Below are 19,119 nucleotides of genomic sequence, written 5' to 3'. Positions count from 1 at the left end.
CTCCTGTCAATAGAGTGTTATTAGTATAGCCGAAAAAAGGGCAAAGAACATTCTCAAAAAAGTGTAAAATAAACAAAGTTTTTGGGGGATTTGCTAAGATAAGAGGAGAAAAGAGGAGGGGTAATCATGCTGCATTTATATATTGCCAGACACGGACAGACCCAATGGAACGTAGAAAAACGGATGCAGGGCTGGATGGATTCTGATTTAACAGAACTTGGGCTGTACAATGCCCGTGCTCTTGGGGAGCGTCTGAAGGATATTGAATTGAATCAGGTATACATCAGCCCGAGCAAGCGGACAGAAGAGACAGCAAAAACCGCACTAGGGTCGCGCAGGCTCCCGCTGGTGATAGATCATATGTTCAGAGAAATGTCACTGGGCTCATGGGAAGGGAAAAAACAAGAGGATATTGAAAGGGACGAACCAGATCTTTTTCACGCTTATTTTCATTATCCCGAAGCTTATCGCCAGCAGGGAAGTGAAACGTTTTTTGACTTTGAAAACCGGGTAAGGCTGGCACTCCAAACGATTTTAGACAGCCATTCTTCCGGTAATGTTCTCTTGGTTACCCATTCTGTCTTTATATTAATGCTGTTAAATATCATAAAGGGAAGACGCGTTAATGACATATGGAATTCTGCTTACATACATGATACATCATTGAGCCTTGTGGAATTTGATGAAAATGGAACAGCCGAAATAATAATAGAAGGGGACGGGAAGCATCGGAAACCGATTTCCGCTTTCTAATAGAAAAAACCATCTGCCAAATGCAGATGGTTTTTTCAAATTATACTAGCTGTGTCTGCTGTGCTCTTGCCTGTTTTGCGGCTTCAACCATGTTTTTCAATGCTGCAACCGTTTCTTCCTGCTGTCTTGTTTTCAATCCGCAGTCCGGATTTACCCAGAAGCGGTCAGTCGGACAGACGGCAAGCGCATCAACGATAATATTGTACATTTCTTCAGTTGACGGCACACGAGGGCTGTGAATGTCATATACACCAAGGCCAAGCCCTTTCAAATACGGGTGGTTTTTTAAGTAATCTAAAAATCCTCCGTGGCTTCTGCTATGTTCGATTGTAATCACATCGGCATCAAGATCATTGATTGTATCAACGATATCTTCGAAGTTGCTGTAGCACATATGTGTATGAATTTGTGTCTCGTTTTTCACGGAAGAAGTGGTTAATCTGAATGCTTCTGCCGCCCAAGTCAAGTACTCATCCCAATCGCGGGTTTTCAATGGAAGGCCTTCGCGCAGCGCTGGTTCATCGACTTGAATGATTTGAATGCCTGCGTCTTCAAGCGCTTTAACTTCTTTGCGAAGGGCAAGCCCGATTTGGAAGGCGATTTCTTTCCTCGAGATATCGTTTCGAGGGAAAGACCAGTTTAAGATTGTAACCGGGCCCGTCAGCATTCCTTTTACATGCTTGGAAGTCAATGACTGTGCGTAGACTGTGTCTTTCACTGTCATCGGTTCAATAAATTCAACATCTCCGTAAATGACTGGCGGGCGGACACAGCGTGAGCCGTATGATTGAACCCAGGCATATTTAGTGAAGGCGAAACCGGCCAGCTTTTCACCGAAGTATTCGACCATGTCTGTCCGTTCAAATTCGCCGTGAACAAGGACATCAAGCTCCAATTCTTCCTGAATATCAATCCATCTTTTTGTTTCCGCATTGATAAAGTTTTGATACTGTTCTTCGGACCACTCAGCTTTCCGCCATTTTTGGCGTGCGCTCCGCACTTCAGCAGACTGCGGGAAGCTGCCGATCGTTGTCGTCGGCAAAAGCGGAAGGCCGAGAGATTCATTTTGCAGGGCTAAACGTTCTTCAAACGGAATCGGACGCTTGAAGTCTTTATCAGTTAATTGCTCAAGCTCTTTCTTTTGTTCAGAATTGGCGCCTGTTGCAAACTGTTTAAGCGCCTGGATATCAGCCTTAGCCTGCTGAATCTCTTCGCTGATCGCCGCTTTTCCTGATACTAAGCCTTCTTTCAAAGCTGTCAGCTCGGCCAGCTTGTCTTTTGCGTAGGACAATCCGTTCAATAGGTCTTTTTCCAAATGCTCATCAGGATGTTTCGCTACCGGAACATGCAACAGGCTGCTGGAAGGCTGAATCCACAGTTCATCAACTTTTGCAATGCTGAGAATATCAAGAACGGCATCGAGACGCTCTTCAAGGTCCGCTTTCCAAATGTTGCGTCCGTCGATAACGCCGGCTGCCAGCACTTTGTCTGTCGGAAAACCATGTGTTTTAAGCTGTTCTAGGTTTCTGCCTTTGTCGTGAACGAAATCAAGGCCAATTCCCTGAACCGGGTAAGAGATCAGCTCTTCATACGCATCAACAGAATCAAAATACGTCTGCAAAAGCACATTCAAGGATGAAAGCTCACTTGTAATGCTTTCAAATAACTCTTTTGCGCCGCGGACATCTTCACTAGAGGCGGTAACGAGCGCCGGCTCATCGATTTGAACCCATTTTACGCCTTCTTCTTCAAGTTCTTTCAAAAGCTGTACATATAATGGCACAAGGCGTTTTTGGATCGCTTTTGCTTCGGACGGTTCATAGCCTTTAGCGAGCGTAACGAACGTATAAGGGCCGACAATCACAGGCTTTGTTTCCACACCGTATTCCTGTTTGATCCGGCGATAATCTTCGAGTTGTTTGTTTCTTGTCAGACGGAACTCAATGCTCTCGTCATATTCCGGAACGATGTAATGGTAATTTGTATTAAACCATTTTGTCATTTCACTAGATACAGCGTCTTTGATTCCGCGGGCGATAGCGAAGTATGTATCGGTAGCGTCAGTCAAATGTCTGAACCGTTTCGGGATCCAGTTGAAGCTGACTGCTGTGTCGAGTACATGGTCATACTGTGTGAAATCAGAAACAGGCACAACATCAATCTGCTGGTCAATTTGTGTTTTTACTGCGGATAAAAATAGTTCGTCGATTTGCTTTAAAAACGTATCTTTATCAGTACTGCCTTTCCAATACGCTTCAAGTGCTTTTTTCCATTCACGGTTCAGTCCGATTCTCGGAAATCCTAAATTCGATGTTTTGATGGTTGTCATTGTTTCTCCTCCTTTATATGTAAAACACTCTCTTTAACCCGCGGATACAGGCTGCTAAGAGGTTTTCTCACAACAAAAAGCCTCTTTCCCATGAGAGAAAGAGGCTTTTCTACGTAAAACACTGCCTCTCTCATCTCTCAGACACAATCTGATGGAATTAGCACCGTGCCTTATGAGACATCAGTCTCGGCGCGAAAAGCAGTGCGCCCCATTTCACAATGGTATTACGGTCGGTTGCTGTTGGGGTCAAAAGGCCAATCCCTCGCCCAACTCTCGATAAGAGAAAATGTTATTAATTTTTTGAAAAGTTGAATCATTTGTTGGTAATCTTAACAGTAATTCAAATTCATTGTCAACATAGAATTTGAAATTTTTATTTACATGATGTGGTGTATATTATATAAGAAAAATAATCTTATAGGGTCAACAAATGTGATTGCTCTGCTTTTTCTGCGAGCTCATCAGGAGCTGTTAAATACAGGAATCCATTGCCTGCCAGCGTTTTTGCAATATCAAGAGGAAGTGTCCTGCGGATTAGCTGTGCGAAAACCTCAGATTCAGAAAGCTTTCTTTGAAATGATTCTTCTTCATAGCTTTTGATTAAAGCAAGCGCACCGCTGACATGAGGGGCAGCCATTGAAGTGCCGGTCAGCTTACCGTACTTCTTGTTGGGAAGGGTGGATAAGATGTTTTCTCCTGGTGCCACAAGGTCAATCTCTTTATTTGCGTTAGAAAATTCTGACAATTCTCGCGCTACAGAAACAGATCCAACTGCAATCACTTCATTATAAGCTGCGGGGTAGGAAAGCTCTTCTGTGCGTTCGTCGCCGTCACCTTCATTTCCCGCTGCACAAACGACAAGCACTCCGTTTTTCACTGCGTTTTTCACTGCTTCTTCCAGCTCTGGCACATCGCTTGGCCCTCCAAGGGACATTGAGATGATGTCGACTTTCTGTTCCACCGCGTAGTTGATGCCGTTGATTATCCATTCGTATTGTCCGCTGCCGTTCTCGCCGCCAAGAACCTTCACAATCAATAGGCTTGCCTCAGGCGCGACTCCGGCAATGCCTCCGTTTGAATCATTAGCTGCAATCGTTCCGGCGACGTGTGTGCCGTGTCCGTTGTAGTCGGAAATCGCATCTTCCTTGCCGCCGTCGTCATCCGTGAAGTTCTTTCCGCCGATGATTTGATTTTTTAAATCAGGGTGGCTTGTGTCGCAGCCCGTGTCTAATACAGCAACTTTAATATTTTTGCCTTTTACCCCTTTTGCCCACATTTCTGGCGCCTTAATCACTTTAATGCCCTCAGGAAGCTCGTTTACATCCATGATCTGCTCATTCGTCACATACGGGATCAAGCGGATTTCACCATTCATAAAAAAGCCCTCCTTTTTTATGCTTTCAAGTGGATTCAAGGGTGTTGCCTCATATTATATGAAAAAAGCAAGCGCTCGGACAGAGCCATTTGAAGCATTTTGAAAAAATAGGATACACACCAAAGAATTAGTAATCTTCAAAATATTGGATGGCTTCGGCATGTATGACTGGGATTCAACTGTAAGTCAAGTTATAATAGTGTTGGGGAAAGGAGCAGTGTCATGAAACTGAATGAAAAATTATATGCATTTTTTTCAGAGCATGTGGAACAAATGGCCGAGGAATGGATTGAAACGATGGAGGAAAGTGATCCGAATTCGCTTTACGCCCTACATAATGCAACAGTAACGGAAGAATTGAAAGAGCAGGACAGAGAATTTTACCGGCATCTGAATTACATGTATGTTTTACCGGAAAAACAATTTCTCGAAGAGTTTCAAGAGTGGGTCATTGAGCTGACCAACGATCAAAAACATCTCGACACACCGGTTCAGTATGTCATTCGGGAGTTTATGAGAAACAGGAGATTATATACGAAGTATTTTGAGAAGTTTGCAGAAGAAAATGAGTCAGCGTTTGAACCGGGAGAGAAGCAAAAATGGGCAGATTTGATTGTAAAAGTATTTGATTTCACCATTTATACATTCGTTGATCACGCTGAAATGAATGCCAAGCAGCAATTAAACGCCCAAAGAGAAATGATATTGGAATTAAGCTCACCTGTCATTACCCTGAGCAAATCAACAGCTCTGCTGCCTCTTGTCGGTGACATTGATACCGAACGGGCGAAGTTTATTCTGGAAAACACGCTTCAAGCTTGTGCGAAAAGACGCGTGGAGCATCTGTTAATTGATCTGTCAGGTGTTGTGGTAGTGGATACGATGGTGGCGCACCAGATTTTTAAATTGATTGAGGCGCTCAATCTGATCGGTGTCCGGTCAACCCTGTCAGGAATCAGGCCTGAAATTGCGCAAACTGCTGTACAGCTGGGGATTGACTTTTCGAATATTACCATTAAAACCAACCTTGCCCAAGCATTAAATTATCATCAATAAGAAAAAATCCGCTATCGTCGATAGCGGATTTTTTATGAGGCAAAACAGAAAGATACGAGAAAAGATCCTGCGAATAACAAGAGAACGAGGCAAAAGAACAGCCAGTCGCGCCGGTTCACGCTCAATGTCCTGTAATATGTCCGGTTTCTGCTTCCTGTAAAACCTTTCGATTCCATCGCAAGCGCTGTCCGTTCCGCTTTTCTGATGGCGCTTGCCAATAGCGGTATGGTATATCGTTTTAACGCACTGATTTTATTAATGATGCCGCTCTCCGCCGCTCCTCCTCTGATTTTATGAGCCTGCTGAATCAGCTGGACCTCATCCTTTAGCAGCGGAAGAAAGCGAAAGCCTGCAATGACACCGTACGCGAGCTTTGGTGAGAGCCTGCACTGCTGGACAAGGCTCAGCATAAATAAAATCGGATCGGTTGTAAAAACAAACATCATCGATAAGGCGGAGAAGCATAAAATACGAAACCCGAGAGAGATGCCGACAGACACATTATCGCTGTTAATTGAGATAGGGCCTGCTTGAAACAAAAAATTATCCGGTGTTGTCGGCACCTTTCCAAAAACTGCGGCTGTCCACACGCACCCGAATGCTAAAATCAAAAACGGAATCGTAAACAACAACCATTTTTTCAATGGGATTCCGGCCGCCAGTAAAACGCCCGCAACGATGATGATATAAAAACATGCCGGAGTGTAAGGGTTGTAAATAAACGACAGCATGACGACACAACAAAAAACCGCCGCCGCTTTCACAGTCGGATTAATGAGATGTAACGGCTGCTTCATCACGCACCTCCTCTTGATATGCCATCCATTCATATAGAAGGGGAAGGGTGAGCTTTGCTTTTTGGACAAGCCCTGTTTCTTGAGAAAACAACTGCTCTGGAGATCCGTCAAAGGCCAGGCCCGTATCGTGAAGCACAAGCACGCTGTCAGCATACGAAGAGACTAGCTCCATATCGTGTGTAATCATAAGGACAGCAGTTCCCTCTGCCTTGATACGCTGAATCATTTCCATGCATTCAGCCGCCGTGCGGGCATCCTGGCCAAAGGTTGGTTCGTCTAATAATAGAACCTTTACGTCATGCATGAGCATAGTAGCAACGCTCAGTCGCCGTTTTTGCCCTTGGCTGATCGCAAACGGATGATGATCAGCCAAATGCGCAAGACCAAAACGCTGCAGCAGGTGTTGCGCTTTTTTCTCAGTTTCAGCATTTGCTTTCTGGCCGAACAGAAGCTCGTCATACACCGTATCGGTGACGAATTGATGCTCAGGGTTTTGAAAAACAAATCCCATCCGTTTACGCAATTCTTTTTCTTTATATTTCTGCAGCGGCTGGTCATTAAGAAGGATTTTGCCGCTTTGCGGTTTCATGAGACGGGCCAAAACTGATAGGAGCGTCGATTTTCCAGTTCCGTTCGGACCGACAAGCGCCGTTAAAGAACCTTCGCGCAACGAAAAGCTGATGTCTTTGAAAATCGCCTGCGGTCCTCTCGCGAACGAAAGGCTGCTGACTTCAAGCACACTCTCCCCAGAAGGGGCTTTCTTCTTTTTGGCATGCCCGGCAGGAATAGGCTCTTTGAACAGCATCTCTTTTGATAAAGTAAACGGCATACTCAGCTTTTCCTGCAGATGACAGACCTTTGGAATGGCGATGCCCAATTTCTTTAGTGTCTCCGCTTCATGCTGAAATAGATTTTTCGTCAGGCCATCCAGCGCCTTTTTGCCTGATTTGTCGAGCACGATCGTTCTCTCAATCCAAGGCGCCCATTCATCAAGCTGGTGCTCAATGACGAGGAGGCTGAAACCTTTTTCCCGCTGAAGATCTTTCATCAGATGAACGAACTCCCGCGCTGAGAAAGGGTCTAAAAGAGAGGTCGGCTCATCTAAAATAATAAGCTCAGGCTCCATCGCCAAAATACAGGCGAGAGCCACTTTCTGCTTTTGTCCTCCTGAAAGGGTTGAGATCGTTTTTTCTTTTAAATGGGTAATGCGTAATTTTTCTAATACGGCGTTGATTTTCTCTGTCATTTCTTCTTTTGGAATTTGCAGATTTTCCAGTCCGAACGCAATTTCGTCCTCCACCGTCAGCATACAGAACTGCTGATCAGGATCCTGAAAAACGACCCCGGCATGCTGAGCAATCGTTTCGGAGGTTTCAGCATCTGTGACCGGCTTTTGAAATAGAAAGACATGTCCGGACTGAATGCCGTCGCAAGCCTCCGGATATAGACCGTTTAAACAAAGGGCGAGCGAGCTTTTACCGCATCCGCTCGGTCCTAATAATAAAACACATTCTCCTTTTTGAAGCTCAAACGAAATGTCTTGAAAAACCGGTTTCTCGTCTTCTTCATAAGAGAAGCTGAGCTGCTCAACCGTCAGAAGCTCATCAAAGGCTTGCATGTTCTGACGCCCGCTTCCGTTTCTTTTTCAGTTCCTTTCCGAGTGCCATTCCGTTTAACACACCTGTAAAAGCGAGAGAGTCGCTGACAGCTTTTCCGAGAAGTCCCGCCAAAAGCGCGCCGGAAATGAGGCGGATCACAAGCATAATGAGCAGATAACCTGGTGAATAGGCTGCATAGCCAGAAACAAAGAGATCATAGATAAAGCTGGCTACTGAAGACCCCATACCGGCCAGCATAAGGACAGGGAGAGAGTATGCTTTCCAGCGTGTTGCAAGAAATACAGCCTCAGCCCCGAGCCCTTGAACAATGCCAATGACGATGACCATCGGGCCAGACGGATTTCCCAGCAGGCACTCAACGAGAGCAGCAATGATTTCAGAAACGAGCGCCGCACCCGGTTTTCGAATCATGTACGCGGCGATCACCGAAACGATAAACCAAATGCCGTAAATCGGTTCATAGGCGATTGGCCCAAACATACCTGCAAGCACGTTTCCGAAATGTGTAAATAATAAATAAACAACGGCAAATACGATACTGATAACGGACATGATGACAATTTCTTTTACTTTCCAGCTTTTCATGTTATCCCTGCTTTCTGTTTTTTCTTGATGGACTGTTAGCCGAAAGATTCACAGTCATGGTGATGTGGTTTGTTTGCTGCTCAGCCAAGCGGAAAACGGCTTCCAATGTGCTGAATACGTCATGCGCATCCCCGTCAAGCTCGCTCGCGTAATGGACACCCTGTACGAAAGTGCCTTGGGCTTTTGCAATGTCGACAGCCTTCATAATCAATCCCATATAATCCGGCTCGTTCATTGGATAAAGGGCAAATTGGCACGGCGCTTCCGCCTTCAAGCCTTGGACAGCATCTTCGTTGACACGCTTATCACCTTTGGAAAGATATGTATCCCCCTGTGTGTCACCCGGGCATCCAATGGAAAACGTGCCGTTCATGACGATGTGTTGTTCGCTGTTTGCTGCATGAAGGTAAATGGCTTTTGCAGCATCGAATACATGATCAATCGATCCGCGTAACACCGTGCTGATATGGTCGGTTTTCGTCCATACCTTGGATGTATCTGTTTTTTTCAGCGCAGACTTGATCACACTGATAAAATCATCCGTCATCGGATATAAAGAGAAGCGAAAACCGGCGATTCTGCTTGTACCGCAAATATGCTCCATTTCTCCGACCTCCTTTTTTTTGATAAAATAAAAAACTGCATATCCTAAGGGAATATGCAGTCATAGATCGATTAAGCGCACAAAAAAATACACCATTCGGTCAACCTGCACTTCCCCACGCTGGTATTATCCAGATCGGGTCATAAGGGATCAAAGCGCGTTTCTTCCGCGCTTTATCTCAGCCAAAACAGCACCCCTAGTGCTTTCCGTATACAATTTTTTATTTTGACATCATAATAGATGATAAGAATCATTTTGTAAACAACGAAATCATTTTTTTCATATAGGGACGGGAGAGGATGATCAAATTTGGAAAAAGGACACATATTAATTGTGGAAGATGAAGAAAAAATCGCCAGGGTTCTTCAGCTTGAATTGGAATATGAAGGATACAGTGTCACCATCAAACACAATGGCACAGAAGGTCTGGATGCGGCATTGGAAGGCGGGTATTCCTTGGTGCTTCTTGATGTCATGCTTCCGGGGCTTAGCGGACTGGAAGTGCTGCGCCGCTTGAGAAAAACGGATCCGCAGACACCGGTCATATTATTAACGGCGCGAGACAGTATTCCTGATAAGGTAACAGGTCTGGATATCGGTGCGAATGACTATGTCACCAAGCCGTTTGAAATCGAGGAATTGCTTGCGAGAATCAGGGCGGCGCTGCGACAAAATGGAACAAAAACGGAAGATATCGGCACCTTTCTTACATATGACGATTTGCGGGTGAACGAAAAAAACCGTGAAGTGAGACGCGGAGACAAAGAGGTGGAATTAACGCCGCGGGAATTTGATTTACTCGTCTATATGCTAAAGCATCCGCAGCAAGTGCTGACACGGGAGCAAATTCTAAGCTCGGTATGGGGATTTGATTATATCGGTGATACAAATGTCGTGGACGTCTACATAAGATACATCAGAAAAAAACTGGACTATCCTTACGAAAAACAGCTGATCCATACGATTCGCGGGGTCGGCTATGCCATTAAGGGGTAAACGATGAAGCTGAAGACCAAGATTCATCTATACACATCAATATCACTGTTGATTTTATTAATTTTGGTTCATACCGCAGTATATCTCATTTTTTCGTCTGCGCTGACATCAAAGGATGCGGCCCGGCTTGCTGATGAGACGGATAACATTGCCGAAGCGCTGCGTGCCGCTGAAACAGAAGGAGTGGCTTTGCAGGATATGCTGCAGGCCTATCTTCCGGCAAATGGCATGGTGCGTGTAGTGAATGGTGATCAAAAAGCCGTTATGACGATCACAAAAGAAAAAGCCTATAAAGATTTTCCTCTCTCTTTTCATAGCGGAGAAACGGCAGATGTGAGGAAACATGACGGCAAGCTGTTTGCCGAGGCTGCTGTTCCGGTGATTTGGACCGATGGACAAGTGGTGTCTCTTCAGCTGGTTGAAAGACTGGAGAACACAGAAGAGAGTCTGTTTCTGTTGAAAATCATCTTAATCGCTGCAAGTGCTGCTGTATGCATTGCTTCTTTTTTTGCCGGCAGCTTGCTAGCCCGCCGAATCATCAATCCGATCAGACGATTAATGATCACAATGAAAGACATACAGCGAGACAAAGAATTTAAAACGATTTCTTTAGAAGGACAGTCCAACGATGAATTGTATCAAATGGGGCTGACATTTAATGAAATGGCAATGATGCTGAAGGAGCACTATGATAAACAGCAGCAATTTGTTCAAGATGCTTCACACGAATTGAAAACCCCGCTCACTATTATAGAAAGCTACAGCAGCCTGATGAAGCGGTGGGGGGCAAAAAAGCCGGAGGTGCTTGAGGAGTCGATAGAAGCCATTCACTCAGAAGCGGTGCATATGAAAAAACTGACCAATCAGCTTTTGGCGCTGGCCAAAAGCCATCAAGGACTCGAGCTTGATCTGAAAACAATCGATCTGATTGAAGCGACGCGCGCGGTTATGCAAACGCTCCAGTCCGTTTATCAGCGTGACATATTGCTTGAAACAGATAAAGAGAGCCTGCTTGTAAAGGCTGATGAAGAACGCATCAAGCAGCTGTTGACCATTTTGCTTGATAATGCAATCAAGTATAGTGAAAAGCCTATTGAGATGTCAGCCGGAACGAGGAATGGACGGCCGTTTCTATCAGTGAGGGATGAAGGCATCGGAATACCTGATGAGCATATCCCGCATTTGTTCGAACGGTTCTACCGGGCAGATGAGGCACGAAACAGAAAAACAGGCGGAACGGGTTTAGGCCTTTCCATTGCCAAGCAAATCGCTGATGAGCATGGCATTGAGCTGTCTGTCAAAAGCAAGCCGGGACAAGGAACAGCTGTCACCATGCAATTCAGCGAACAGAATGGGGGAGGCCGATGACGAAAACAATAAAAACAGTATCTTTTGCTGCAGCAGCCATTTTAGTTGTCATCATCTGTACGTTTCTCATCATTCGGCAAACCCATGAGAACATACTGTCAAAGGAGACTGTCGTAAAAAAAGTCGAAGCCTCCTATGAAGGCAAGGTCACGAAAGCAAAACAATCAAAGGATAAAAAAACATATGATATAACCCTTGAAAATCCAAAGGGAACTTACTTTGTAAAAGCAGATGCAATATCGGCTGACATTCTTTCAATGAATAGAGTAAAAGCAGTGAATCCATCTGCCATGACAGAAAAAGAAGCTGAGCATCTTGCGCTTGAGCGGGTGCCGGGAACGGTCAAAAAACAAACACGGCAAAGTCAAGTTGCCACTTATACCATACAAAAAGAAGACGGGAAAACATACGAAGTGAAGGTAGACATGCAGGCAAAAACAGTCTTGTCTGCCGATCAAATCAGCAGCAAAGATCAACAAAAAACGCCGATTACGAAAAAAGAAGCCAAAACAATTGCAGAGCGAAAAACGGGCGGAACAGCGGATGACGCAGATCTCGAAGAAAGTGAGGGCACTCTCATCTTTGAAGTGGACGTTGATCTTCCTGATAATAAGGAAGCGACAGTGAAAATCAATGCCTACACAGGAAAGATAGCTAACATTGTGTATGAAGACTGACGGTTTCTCATCAAATTCTCATCTTGCTCTCGTTTTCCTTTCATGTTGAGTGTGTAAACTGTACTCATACAAAACAAAGGAGGACTCACAAATGCTCAAGAAAAAATGGATGGTTGGTCTTTTAGCAGGGTGCCTAGCGGCCGGAGGATTCAGCTACAACGCGTTTGCCACAGAAAACAATGAAAACAGACAGGCTTCTTCTAAGACGGATGCACTCACTGAACAAGAAGCAGAAGCAATTGCTAAAACAGTTGTTGACGGAACAGTAGAAGACATTGACAGAGACCTTTACAACGGCAAAGAAGTCTATGAAGTGGAGATTGAAAAAGAAGGTGAAGACTACGACGTTTATGTAGATATTCATACAAAACAAGCGCTTAATGACCCGTTAAAGGAGAAAGCAGAACAAGTCGCCATAACCAAAGAAGAAGCTGAAGAAATTGCTTTAAAGCAAACAGGCGGAACCGTAACGGAAAGTAAGCTTGACGAAGATGACGGTGCTTACATCTATGAAATGGAAATCCAAACGAAACAAGGAACTGAGACAGAATTTGAAATTTCCGCAAAAGATGGACGCATTATCAAACAGGAGATAGATGACTAATCAAAACCCCCGCTGCAGCGGGGGTTTTTCATGATAAGAAACCTTCTTTTGGACAATCTAAGTAGAAAAGGAGGCGAAACGCATGGAAAAGAAAGAGGAGCAATACATCAATCAGGCTGAATATGTCCCTCATCCGACGAAGGAAGGAGAGTACGCCTTATTTCTTCATGAAACGTATCATTTGCTTTCTGAAGATGACGAGACACAAACAACAGAATAAGGGCTTAGGCCCTTGTTTTGTTCCGTAATTGTGATGTAAGCGCATTTATTACTTTTTTGAGTTGACACAGCTTGTTTTTTTCTGTAATCTCAGTGTGTCAATTCAATTAGGAACTTCGTTAGGTGAGGCTCCTGTATGGAGATACGCTGCTGCCCAAAAATGTCCAAAGACGCCAATGGGTCAACAGAAATCATCGACATAAGGTGATTTTTAATGCAGCTGGATGCTTGTCCTATGCCATACAGTGCTAAAGCTCTACGATTGAAGGCGCCCGCACGCTTTTTTTGCCGTGCTTCTTTCACCTTCAATCCCGAAGGCTTTTTTTATGCCTTTAAAACGAAACCAATCAAAGGAGGTGCGGAGTATGGATTCTCCCCATTCGAGTCAATCTGAAGAAGTACCCATATACTATGACAGCAAGACAATTGATTACACGATGAGGAGACGAACAGCCGCACCTTCTGGCGAGGTCGGCACGTCTCCGTAGAGGAGGTACGAGTCCCGATGGTTCAAAACATGACCTATGACGAACTCATTTTACGCATCATTATTTTACTGCGAGACGGGAAAATCAGGGATTTCAGAAGTGTTATTGATGAGCTTCAGCCCTATGACATGGCATTTATTTTTAAAGAAATGCCGGAAAAACACCGCGCCCGCTATTTATCTTATTTAACTGTAGACGATATCACTGGTATGATCGGGGAGCTGGAACGCGAATTTCAGCTTGTCGTCTTAAATAAAGTCGGAAAAACAAAAGCAACACTAGCGATGAACAAAATGGACAACGATGACCTCGCTCAATTGCTTGAAGAAATGGACGAAGAACTGAAGGAACAGCTTTTGTCCAGCATGGAAGCGTCAGAGTCAAAAGCTGTACAGCTCTTGATGAATTACCCGGCTGATTCAGCGGGACGCATGATGACAAACCGGTATGTGTGGATTCCTCAGCATTACACGGTAAAAGACGCGGTCGTCAAACTGAAAAGCTTCGCTGAAATAGCTGAATCGATCAACTACTTATATGTTATTAATGAAAGCAAACAGCTGGTTGGGGTTCTTTCCTACCGCGATTTGATTCTGGGTGAACCTGAAGAAAAGGTGCAGGATTTAATGTTTACCCGCGTCATATCAGCAGATGCTCTTCAGGACCAGGAAGAAGTTGCCCGCCTGATTGAACGTTACGATTTTTTGGCAATACCGGTTGTAGAAGAAAACAACGTGCTTGTCGGCATTGTGACGGTCGATGATATTATCGACGTCGTTATTCGGGAAGCTGATGAGGATTACGAAAAATTTGCCGCTTCCGGTAAAGACATCACCTTTGACACAAAAGCTTACGTGGCGGCATACCGGCGCCTGCCATGGCTGATTTTACTCTTGTTTATCGGACTGATTTCAGGAAGCATTATCAGCTATTTTGAAGACGCGCTGAAGCAGGTTGTCGCGCTTGCGTTTTTCATGCCGATGGTGTCAGGGATGACAGGAAATACGGGAACACAATCTCTTGCGGTTGTCATCAGAGGTTTGTCTAAAGAAGAAATGAACAAAAAAACGATTGTGCGCCTGATCTTCCGGGAGTTCAGAACAAGCATTTTTATCGGAGCGGTTTGTTCTGTGCTGATTGCGATTGTTTCTATCATATGGCAGGGGAATGCGCTTTTGGGATTTGTTGTCGCCTCTTCACTGTTCTTAACCTTAATCATCGGAACGATGTCAGGAACGATTATCCCTATTATTTTGCACAAACTGAAAGTAGACCCGGCGATTGCTTCTGGACCGCTTATTACAACGTTAAACGATATTTTATCTTTATTAATCTACTTTGGCATTGCCACTGCATTCATTCACTCATTATAAACATAAAAAGTCCGTCTCAACTGCGAGCCGGACTTTTATTATTTAACGGTTTTTGTACCGAAAGTGAGCATTAAGCTGCCCCTCCAGCATTTTTTTCCGCACTTGCGGATCGTTTTTTAACATCTGTTCTTTTTTGCGCATATCCTTTAAAATCTCTGCTGTCTGTACGCCGTCTTCACGCTTATTGGCGATATCCATCAGCCGCTCCACATCGGCAAAGGAGTATTTTCTTGTTCCCCTTGAAGAACGCTGCGGGTAAATGAGCTTTCGTTCCTCATAATACCTGATCTGTCTTACGGACAATCCTGTCAATTCACTCACAATTCCGATTGAAATCACTTTTTTGTCTTTATAAGAATGATCTTCTGTGGTCATTTTTCCACCCCTGGATGTCTTTTGATAATAGTATATAAAAAACAAAGAGAAAAAACCTGACGCTTGTCATATTTTCTAACATCAAATAGAAGATTTTTGAAAAAATACGGAAGAAAAATTAACAAGAATAATGCGTAACACCCAAGCGCGTTTTATCCTTTATGTAACGAATCAAACGAGGAGGAAGGATAATCATGGAGGAAGAAAAAGCGGTCTCACTGGCAAAAGAAATTATAGAGTTGGATATCAAGCGTGATGAAATGCTGGAGACGTTTATGCAGCTTGCCGGAGAACAGGCTTTTCAATTATTAAGATCGGTTCAAAACGGACAATACCGAAAATCTTCGTAAACATAAATTCTTTACATTAGATTCATACCACGTTCATTTAAAAAGAGTATCTTTTGTATAGGATACCTCAAAATGAAGGAGGACGCTATGAGTAATTTATTGAAATCCGCTTTAGAAAAAGAACGACGCCATTATTCTGAAAAACTCTATCAGATTGGGGTTTATAATAAAGAGGTCATGAACAAAATGACGATTTCTGAGCTTCGGAAAGAATACGCTTATTTCTTTCGAAGCATTACAAATCATAAAAATTATCCTTATACAAGATAATGTATAAGGATTTTTTTGCTTTTAGAAGGAATTTCTCGAATTATAGCGAATACGTATAGTAAGGGACTGAACTCTTATTATATGTAAGGGTTTTCATTATTTTTTTATAAAAATCCTATATACGAGGTAGATATGATGAGATTATCGTTTAACGAAGAAGAAGTTGAGCGTGCGATGAATTTGTACAGAGTTTTTGCAAGGGCTTTCAAAAGTGTGTCCGAACATAGTATCCGTGATAGTAAAGAGCACGGTTTTAATCCCACTGAATTTGCTGTACTGGAGCTCCTGTACACAAGAGGCCCGCAAAAATTACAGCAAATTGGGTCGAGACTTCTGCTTGTAAGCGGAAACGTCACATATGTTATTGACAAACTAGAAAGAAACGGGTTTTTAGTAAGGGAGCAGGACCCGAAAGATAAACGCTCTGTTTACGCACATTTAACTGACAAGGGAAATGAGTATTTGGATAAAATTTATCCGATTCATGCACTGCGTATTGCGAGAGCGTTTTCAGGCCTTTCGCCTGATGAACAGGACCAGCTGATCGTCCTGCTCAAGAAAGCAGGCATACACAGCCAGCATTTGCTGTTTCGTTAACTATTCTACACTCTCTGTTTCAGGAGAGTGTTTTTTTGTTTTATAAGATTCTTTTTAAAACATCTTCAATCTTCCTATCAGACATTTCGCCAAGGTATCCATTGACGTGTTTTTTATACTCCTTCATCTGTTCGTTCGATTGAAAAAATGCCGCGATATACTCTTCTGCTTTCTGCATGTCCCAGTTTCTCATATCTGTGACGAGCTTCCTTTCATGTAGAAGGTTTAAATTCATTTCTTCCTGTCCCGGCAGTGCATGATAAATAAATACCGGAAGCCGTTTCTGTAAGCATTCACTGATGGTCACGCCTCCGGGTTTAGTCATGATGCCTGTCGACTGTTCGTACAAACGGTTCATCTCTGCTTTGCTGTGAAGGTAAGGAATCGCCTCAATCAAGGGGTGGTGTAAACTTTTGACATAGGAGTAGAGCTTTTCGTTTCTGCCGCATAATATTTTGTATAAGATCTTTCCGCCTGGCGACAGTTCCTGTACCCATTTTAAAATCCCACCGACCCCCATACTGCCCCCTGTGATGATGATGGTATATGGCGGGTGGTGCTGCAAGGTATCTGCTGATTCCATTTCAAAATTTCGGTGAACTGGAATGCCGGTCAAGTATATGTTGTTCTGATCGATCCCCTCTGATATTAGCTGCTTCTTTACTTCCGTGCTCGGAACAAAATGGTAATCAATGTTCTTCCGTCCCCATAATTGATTCACGAAAAAATCAGTGTATACATTCACAACCGTCAGATTCGGATATTCAGGCTTTAATCGGTTCAGCAGATAAGAAGGCAGCGCATGTGTGCAGAAGGCGATATCAGGCTGTTTTTCTTGGAGGATGTGCCTCATTTGCTGTGTGAACAGCCATTCGTACATGAAATAGCGTTTGTCATGCTGAAATTCTCCGCAGGCGAGGAGCCTGTAAATGCCGCTATACGTTTTCGGGAAATATTGAATCCATTTTAAATAAGCCACGGAGGACAATTTTTCTAAACGGCTATACGCATGTGAAAAGATATCAATCTTTTCAGCTGCTAGCCCTTGAGACTCTAATTCAGCCTGCAATGCATCAGCCACATGATGATGGCCGGTGGAAATGCTTAAAAAAGGAAAAATGAGAATGTTTTTCATGACAGTCCTCCTAAAAAAATATGGCAACTATATTTTGAGGAGAACGTTCACAAAATATAAGGGTGTTTTTGATCATAAGGAAGGTGAAAAGATGAAAACTTGTTTCCTTTCCATATGGAGAGTGGTTGACCCGATTTATTTCTTTTTTTCAAGGCTGACCTTGGTTGACAAAGATCGTAAAAGCGTCTTTCGAGTCAGGCTGACGAAGTACAAAGGACATCATGTCGTGCTTAGCGACGGAACGCATATAAGAAAAAATGATGTGCTCGTTAAAATCCACCTGCATAACATAAAGCTGATCAGGGAGCTTCAAAGCATTGAGAGCGCAGTCAGAAAGGGAATCATTATTTATCAGAAAGTATATCAATCGATGCCGCTTCTTCTTGACTATATTAACAATCATAAAAAAAGCGAGAAAATCAAAGGAATCATTGGGATTACAATGCTTGACAAAGGTGTGGAAAGGCTCGGCTTTGATGTGATCACCCCGGTGAATCCTTTTTACAGATGTTTAAAAAAAGTGTCCCATGTGCCGATTTTATATTTGACTTCAAAGCCTGTGAGCTTGCGGCATTTACCGAATTCATCCTATTTGTTTATCTCAAAAGAAAAGCTGCAGAAAACCTATCAAAAAAAAGACTGATGCCTCGGTCAGCACAGTCTTTTTTGATTAAATCTGATGAAATGTCACTTCAGGACGGCTTCCGACACGGATATTTACGCCGGTTTGTCCCAAGCCCTCGCTGATATAAAATGGTTTATCGTGATGATAATGAAGACCTTTAATCATGTTCATTCGCACGAGCTTTCCCATTTTCACCAAATGATACGGTTTTGGCCAGTGAATTTGCCCGCCGTGAAAATGCCCTGACAGCAGGTAATCATAATGAACATCTTTCATATCCAGAATAATATTTGGGTCATGTGTTAAGACAAGATGATAGCCATTTTCCAGACTTTGATAAGAGCCGTTGATATTACTCCGATTCGTACTGTAATCATCAATGCCAATAATATTGACTGGCCCTGCAGCCGTCTCGATTCGAACATGTTCATTTTGCAGCGTGATACAGCCGTTTTCCTCTAAAACTCGCTTCAATCTCCGAAAGTCCTCTTCTTTCAATACATAATCGTGGTTACCGAACACCGCGTACATTCCATATGCAGGCTTTAGCTTTTGCAAGGCGTTCAAGTAACCTGCCAGCTTCGGAATATTACGTTTCCGATCAAGAAAATCCCCGGTAAGAGCAATGATGTCCACAGGCTGATCTTTTGTTAAATGATACAGCTCCTCAGGTGAGACTGAAATGTTTTCCAAGTGAAGATCTGATAAATGAAGGATATTTAATTTTTTTCTGGCTGGAAGGCCGTCTTTTTGGTCGATTGAAATGGTGTTGACTTTCACATCTTTTGTATTGCGGTTCGCTTTATATAGAAATGGCACAAATACGAGTATGGCCAATGAAAGTAAGATTGTAAACAAAATATATCCCCTCCCTTCTATCAGTATAGTAAGTGATCAAGCCCTATGGATAGCGGGAATTAATGG

At 43.5% G+C, this 19,119-nt stretch carries 21 protein-coding genes, 1 pseudogene and 3 riboswitches; of the genes and pseudogenes, 13 read left to right on the top strand and 9 right to left on the bottom strand.

All coding sequences use genetic code 11. The annotated features are described in order from the left end of the window. Nucleotides 1–126: 126 nt before the first annotated feature. Nucleotides 127–753 (top strand): histidine phosphatase family protein, encoded by a 627-nt coding sequence (locus ACQVGT_RS13600; protein WP_015383476.1) that lies wholly within the window; start codon nt 127–129, stop codon nt 751–753. Between the two features lie 40 nt (nt 754–793). Here ACQVGT_RS13600 and metE read toward each other — a convergent pair whose 3' ends face one another. Further along, a complete protein-coding gene (metE, locus tag ACQVGT_RS13595) occupies nt 794–3,082 on the bottom strand; it encodes a 5-methyltetrahydropteroyltriglutamate--homocysteine S-methyltransferase (RefSeq protein ID WP_015483144.1) in 2,289 nt (762 codons plus the stop codon). A gap of 127 nt (nt 3,083–3,209) precedes the next feature. Then, nucleotides 3,210–3,365, bottom strand: a riboswitch (SAM riboswitch). Between the two features lie 132 nt (nt 3,366–3,497). Beyond that, the gene (gene isp, locus ACQVGT_RS13590) at nt 3,498–4,457 is read right to left on the bottom strand and encodes a serine protease Isp (RefSeq protein ID WP_014479598.1); all 960 of its coding nucleotides are present in this window, start codon (nt 4,455–4,457) and stop codon (nt 3,498–3,500) included. Nucleotides 4,458–4,679: 222 nt separating this feature from the next. Between isp and rsbRB the strand changes: the two genes are divergently transcribed. After that, entirely contained in the window at nt 4,680–5,513 is an 834-nt protein-coding gene (rsbRB, locus tag ACQVGT_RS13585) for an RsbT co-antagonist RsbRB (protein WP_003232560.1), read from the top strand. A gap of 32 nt (nt 5,514–5,545) precedes the next feature. On the opposite strand, the gene thiX is transcribed toward rsbRB, so the two are convergent. Genes thiX through thiU form a run of 4 tightly spaced genes read right to left on the bottom strand, consistent with a single transcriptional unit; the run spans nt 5,546 to nt 9,118 of the window. Then, a complete protein-coding gene (gene thiX, locus ACQVGT_RS13580) occupies nt 5,546–6,310 on the bottom strand; it encodes an HMP/thiamine ABC transporter permease ThiX (protein ID WP_015483146.1) in 765 nt (254 codons plus the stop codon). Further along, nucleotides 6,285–7,928, bottom strand: coding sequence for an ABC transporter ATP-binding protein (locus tag ACQVGT_RS13575; RefSeq protein WP_015483147.1), 1,644 nt, complete (start codon nt 7,926–7,928; stop codon nt 6,285–6,287). Before ACQVGT_RS13575 ends, thiX begins: the two co-directional genes overlap by 26 nt. After that, nucleotides 7,915–8,514, bottom strand: coding sequence for an ECF transporter S component (locus tag ACQVGT_RS13570; RefSeq protein WP_015383481.1), 600 nt, complete (start codon nt 8,512–8,514; stop codon nt 7,915–7,917). The genes ACQVGT_RS13575 and ACQVGT_RS13570 overlap by 14 nt, the downstream gene beginning before the upstream one ends. 1 nt (nt 8,515) lies before the next feature. Continuing rightward, entirely contained in the window at nt 8,516–9,118 is a 603-nt protein-coding gene (gene thiU, locus ACQVGT_RS13565) for an HMP/thiamine ABC transporter substrate-binding protein ThiU (protein WP_015383482.1), read from the bottom strand. A gap of 95 nt (nt 9,119–9,213) precedes the next feature. Next, a riboswitch (TPP riboswitch) is annotated at nt 9,214–9,326 on the bottom strand. 101 nt (nt 9,327–9,427) lie between these two features. On the opposite strand from thiU, the gene ykoG reads away from it, so the two are divergent. The 7 genes from ykoG (at nt 9,428) to mgtE (ending at nt 14,843) form a co-directional block, all read left to right on the top strand. Then, entirely contained in the window at nt 9,428–10,114 is a 687-nt protein-coding gene (gene ykoG, locus ACQVGT_RS13560) for a two-component system response regulator YkoG (protein WP_015483148.1), read from the top strand. A gap of 3 nt (nt 10,115–10,117) precedes the next feature. Beyond that, nucleotides 10,118–11,482, top strand: coding sequence for a two-component system sensor histidine kinase YkoH (gene ykoH, locus ACQVGT_RS13555; RefSeq protein ID WP_015383484.1), 1,365 nt, complete (start codon nt 10,118–10,120; stop codon nt 11,480–11,482). Next, nucleotides 11,479–12,159, top strand: a complete 681-nt coding sequence (locus ACQVGT_RS13550) for a PepSY domain-containing protein (RefSeq protein WP_015383485.1) — start codon at nt 11,479–11,481, stop codon at nt 12,157–12,159. The genes ykoH and ACQVGT_RS13550 overlap by 4 nt, the downstream gene beginning before the upstream one ends. A 91-nt stretch (nt 12,160–12,250) precedes the next feature. Next, nucleotides 12,251–12,763: a PepSY domain-containing protein gene (locus tag ACQVGT_RS13545; RefSeq protein ID WP_003232544.1), complete on the top strand. Its 513-nt coding sequence runs from the start codon at nt 12,251–12,253 to the stop codon at nt 12,761–12,763. A gap of 82 nt (nt 12,764–12,845) precedes the next feature. Next, nucleotides 12,846–12,983, top strand: a complete 138-nt coding sequence (locus tag ACQVGT_RS13540; RefSeq protein ID WP_003218541.1) for a transcriptional regulator SplA domain-containing protein — start codon at nt 12,846–12,848, stop codon at nt 12,981–12,983. Nucleotides 12,984–13,090: 107 nt separating this feature from the next. Beyond that, nucleotides 13,091–13,256, top strand: a riboswitch (M-box (ykoK) riboswitch). A 91-nt stretch (nt 13,257–13,347) separates the two neighbouring features. Next, nucleotides 13,348–13,470 (top strand): hypothetical protein, encoded by a 123-nt coding sequence (locus tag ACQVGT_RS13535; RefSeq protein WP_015483149.1) that lies wholly within the window; start codon nt 13,348–13,350, stop codon nt 13,468–13,470. A 17-nt stretch (nt 13,471–13,487) separates the two neighbouring features. Then, nucleotides 13,488–14,843: a magnesium transporter gene (gene mgtE, locus ACQVGT_RS13530; protein WP_015383486.1), complete on the top strand. Its 1,356-nt coding sequence runs from the start codon at nt 13,488–13,490 to the stop codon at nt 14,841–14,843. 42 nt (nt 14,844–14,885) lie between these two features. On the opposite strand, the gene ACQVGT_RS13525 is transcribed toward mgtE, so the two are convergent. Beyond that, on the bottom strand, nt 14,886–15,218 hold the full coding sequence (locus tag ACQVGT_RS13525; RefSeq protein WP_003232541.1) for a MerR family transcriptional regulator: 333 nt from the start codon (nt 15,216–15,218) through the stop codon (nt 14,886–14,888). Between the two features lie 194 nt (nt 15,219–15,412). Here ACQVGT_RS13525 and ACQVGT_RS13520 point away from each other — a divergent pair, with 194 nt between their 5' ends. From ACQVGT_RS13520 to ACQVGT_RS13510, 3 genes are all read left to right on the top strand, one after another. Continuing rightward, entirely contained in the window at nt 15,413–15,568 is a 156-nt protein-coding gene (locus tag ACQVGT_RS13520) for a hypothetical protein (protein WP_003232538.1), read from the top strand. An 87-nt stretch (nt 15,569–15,655) separates the two neighbouring features. Next, on the top strand, nt 15,656–15,838 hold the full coding sequence (gene ykoL / locus ACQVGT_RS13515; RefSeq protein ID WP_003245766.1) for a stress response protein YkoL: 183 nt from the start codon (nt 15,656–15,658) through the stop codon (nt 15,836–15,838). Between the two features lie 132 nt (nt 15,839–15,970). Continuing rightward, entirely contained in the window at nt 15,971–16,435 is a 465-nt protein-coding gene (locus ACQVGT_RS13510; protein ID WP_003232536.1) for a MarR family winged helix-turn-helix transcriptional regulator, read from the top strand. Nucleotides 16,436–16,440: 5 nt separating this feature from the next. Here ACQVGT_RS13510 and ACQVGT_RS13505 read toward each other — a convergent pair. Continuing rightward, nucleotides 16,441–17,570, bottom strand: a pseudogene (locus ACQVGT_RS13505) (MGDG synthase family glycosyltransferase). Nucleotides 17,571–17,661: 91 nt separating this feature from the next. Here ACQVGT_RS13505 and ACQVGT_RS13500 point away from each other — a divergent pair. Beyond that, nucleotides 17,662–18,213, top strand: coding sequence for a YkoP family protein (locus ACQVGT_RS13500; RefSeq protein WP_015483150.1), 552 nt, complete (start codon nt 17,662–17,664; stop codon nt 18,211–18,213). Nucleotides 18,214–18,240: 27 nt separating this feature from the next. Here the strand turns inward: ACQVGT_RS13500 and ACQVGT_RS13495 are convergent, their stop codons facing one another. After that, on the bottom strand, nt 18,241–19,053 hold the full coding sequence (locus tag ACQVGT_RS13495) for a metallophosphoesterase (RefSeq protein ID WP_015483151.1): 813 nt from the start codon (nt 19,051–19,053) through the stop codon (nt 18,241–18,243). Nucleotides 19,054–19,119 lie beyond the last annotated feature (66 nt).

It is taken from the genome of Bacillus sp. SCT118 (assembly GCF_058566435.1).
This window is presented reverse-complemented; position numbering and strand designations above follow the sequence as displayed.

Bases quoted from the DNA above. Each gene is read 5' to 3' on its own strand.
- ACQVGT_RS13600 (WP_015383476.1), top strand. From the start codon at position 127: ATGCTGCATTTATATATTGCCAGACACGGACAGACCCAATGGAACGTA.
- metE (WP_015483144.1), bottom strand. From the start codon at position 3,082: ATGACAACCATCAAAACATCGAATTTAGGATTTCCGAGAATCGGACTG.
- isp (WP_014479598.1), bottom strand. From the start codon at position 4,457: ATGAATGGTGAAATCCGCTTGATCCCGTATGTGACGAATGAGCAGATC.
- rsbRB (WP_003232560.1), top strand. From the start codon at position 4,680: ATGAAACTGAATGAAAAATTATATGCATTTTTTTCAGAGCATGTGGAA.
- thiX (WP_015483146.1), bottom strand. From the start codon at position 6,310: ATGAAGCAGCCGTTACATCTCATTAATCCGACTGTGAAAGCGGCGGCG.
- ACQVGT_RS13575 (WP_015483147.1), bottom strand. From the start codon at position 7,928: ATGCAAGCCTTTGATGAGCTTCTGACGGTTGAGCAGCTCAGCTTCTCT.
- ACQVGT_RS13570 (WP_015383481.1), bottom strand. From the start codon at position 8,514: ATGAAAAGCTGGAAAGTAAAAGAAATTGTCATCATGTCCGTTATCAGT.
- thiU (WP_015383482.1), bottom strand. From the start codon at position 9,118: ATGGAGCATATTTGCGGTACAAGCAGAATCGCCGGTTTTCGCTTCTCT.
- ykoH (WP_015383484.1), top strand. From the start codon at position 10,118: ATGAAGCTGAAGACCAAGATTCATCTATACACATCAATATCACTGTTG.
- ACQVGT_RS13550 (WP_015383485.1), top strand. From the start codon at position 11,479: ATGACGAAAACAATAAAAACAGTATCTTTTGCTGCAGCAGCCATTTTA.
- ACQVGT_RS13545 (WP_003232544.1), top strand. From the start codon at position 12,251: ATGCTCAAGAAAAAATGGATGGTTGGTCTTTTAGCAGGGTGCCTAGCG.
- ACQVGT_RS13540 (WP_003218541.1), top strand. From the start codon at position 12,846: ATGGAAAAGAAAGAGGAGCAATACATCAATCAGGCTGAATATGTCCCT.
- ACQVGT_RS13535 (WP_015483149.1), top strand. From the start codon at position 13,348: ATGGATTCTCCCCATTCGAGTCAATCTGAAGAAGTACCCATATACTAT.
- mgtE (WP_015383486.1), top strand. From the start codon at position 13,488: ATGGTTCAAAACATGACCTATGACGAACTCATTTTACGCATCATTATT.
- ACQVGT_RS13525 (WP_003232541.1), bottom strand. From the start codon at position 15,218: ATGACCACAGAAGATCATTCTTATAAAGACAAAAAAGTGATTTCAATC.
- ACQVGT_RS13520 (WP_003232538.1), top strand. From the start codon at position 15,413: ATGGAGGAAGAAAAAGCGGTCTCACTGGCAAAAGAAATTATAGAGTTG.
- ykoL (WP_003245766.1), top strand. From the start codon at position 15,656: ATGAGTAATTTATTGAAATCCGCTTTAGAAAAAGAACGACGCCATTAT.
- ACQVGT_RS13510 (WP_003232536.1), top strand. From the start codon at position 15,971: ATGATGAGATTATCGTTTAACGAAGAAGAAGTTGAGCGTGCGATGAAT.
- ACQVGT_RS13500 (WP_015483150.1), top strand. From the start codon at position 17,662: ATGAAAACTTGTTTCCTTTCCATATGGAGAGTGGTTGACCCGATTTAT.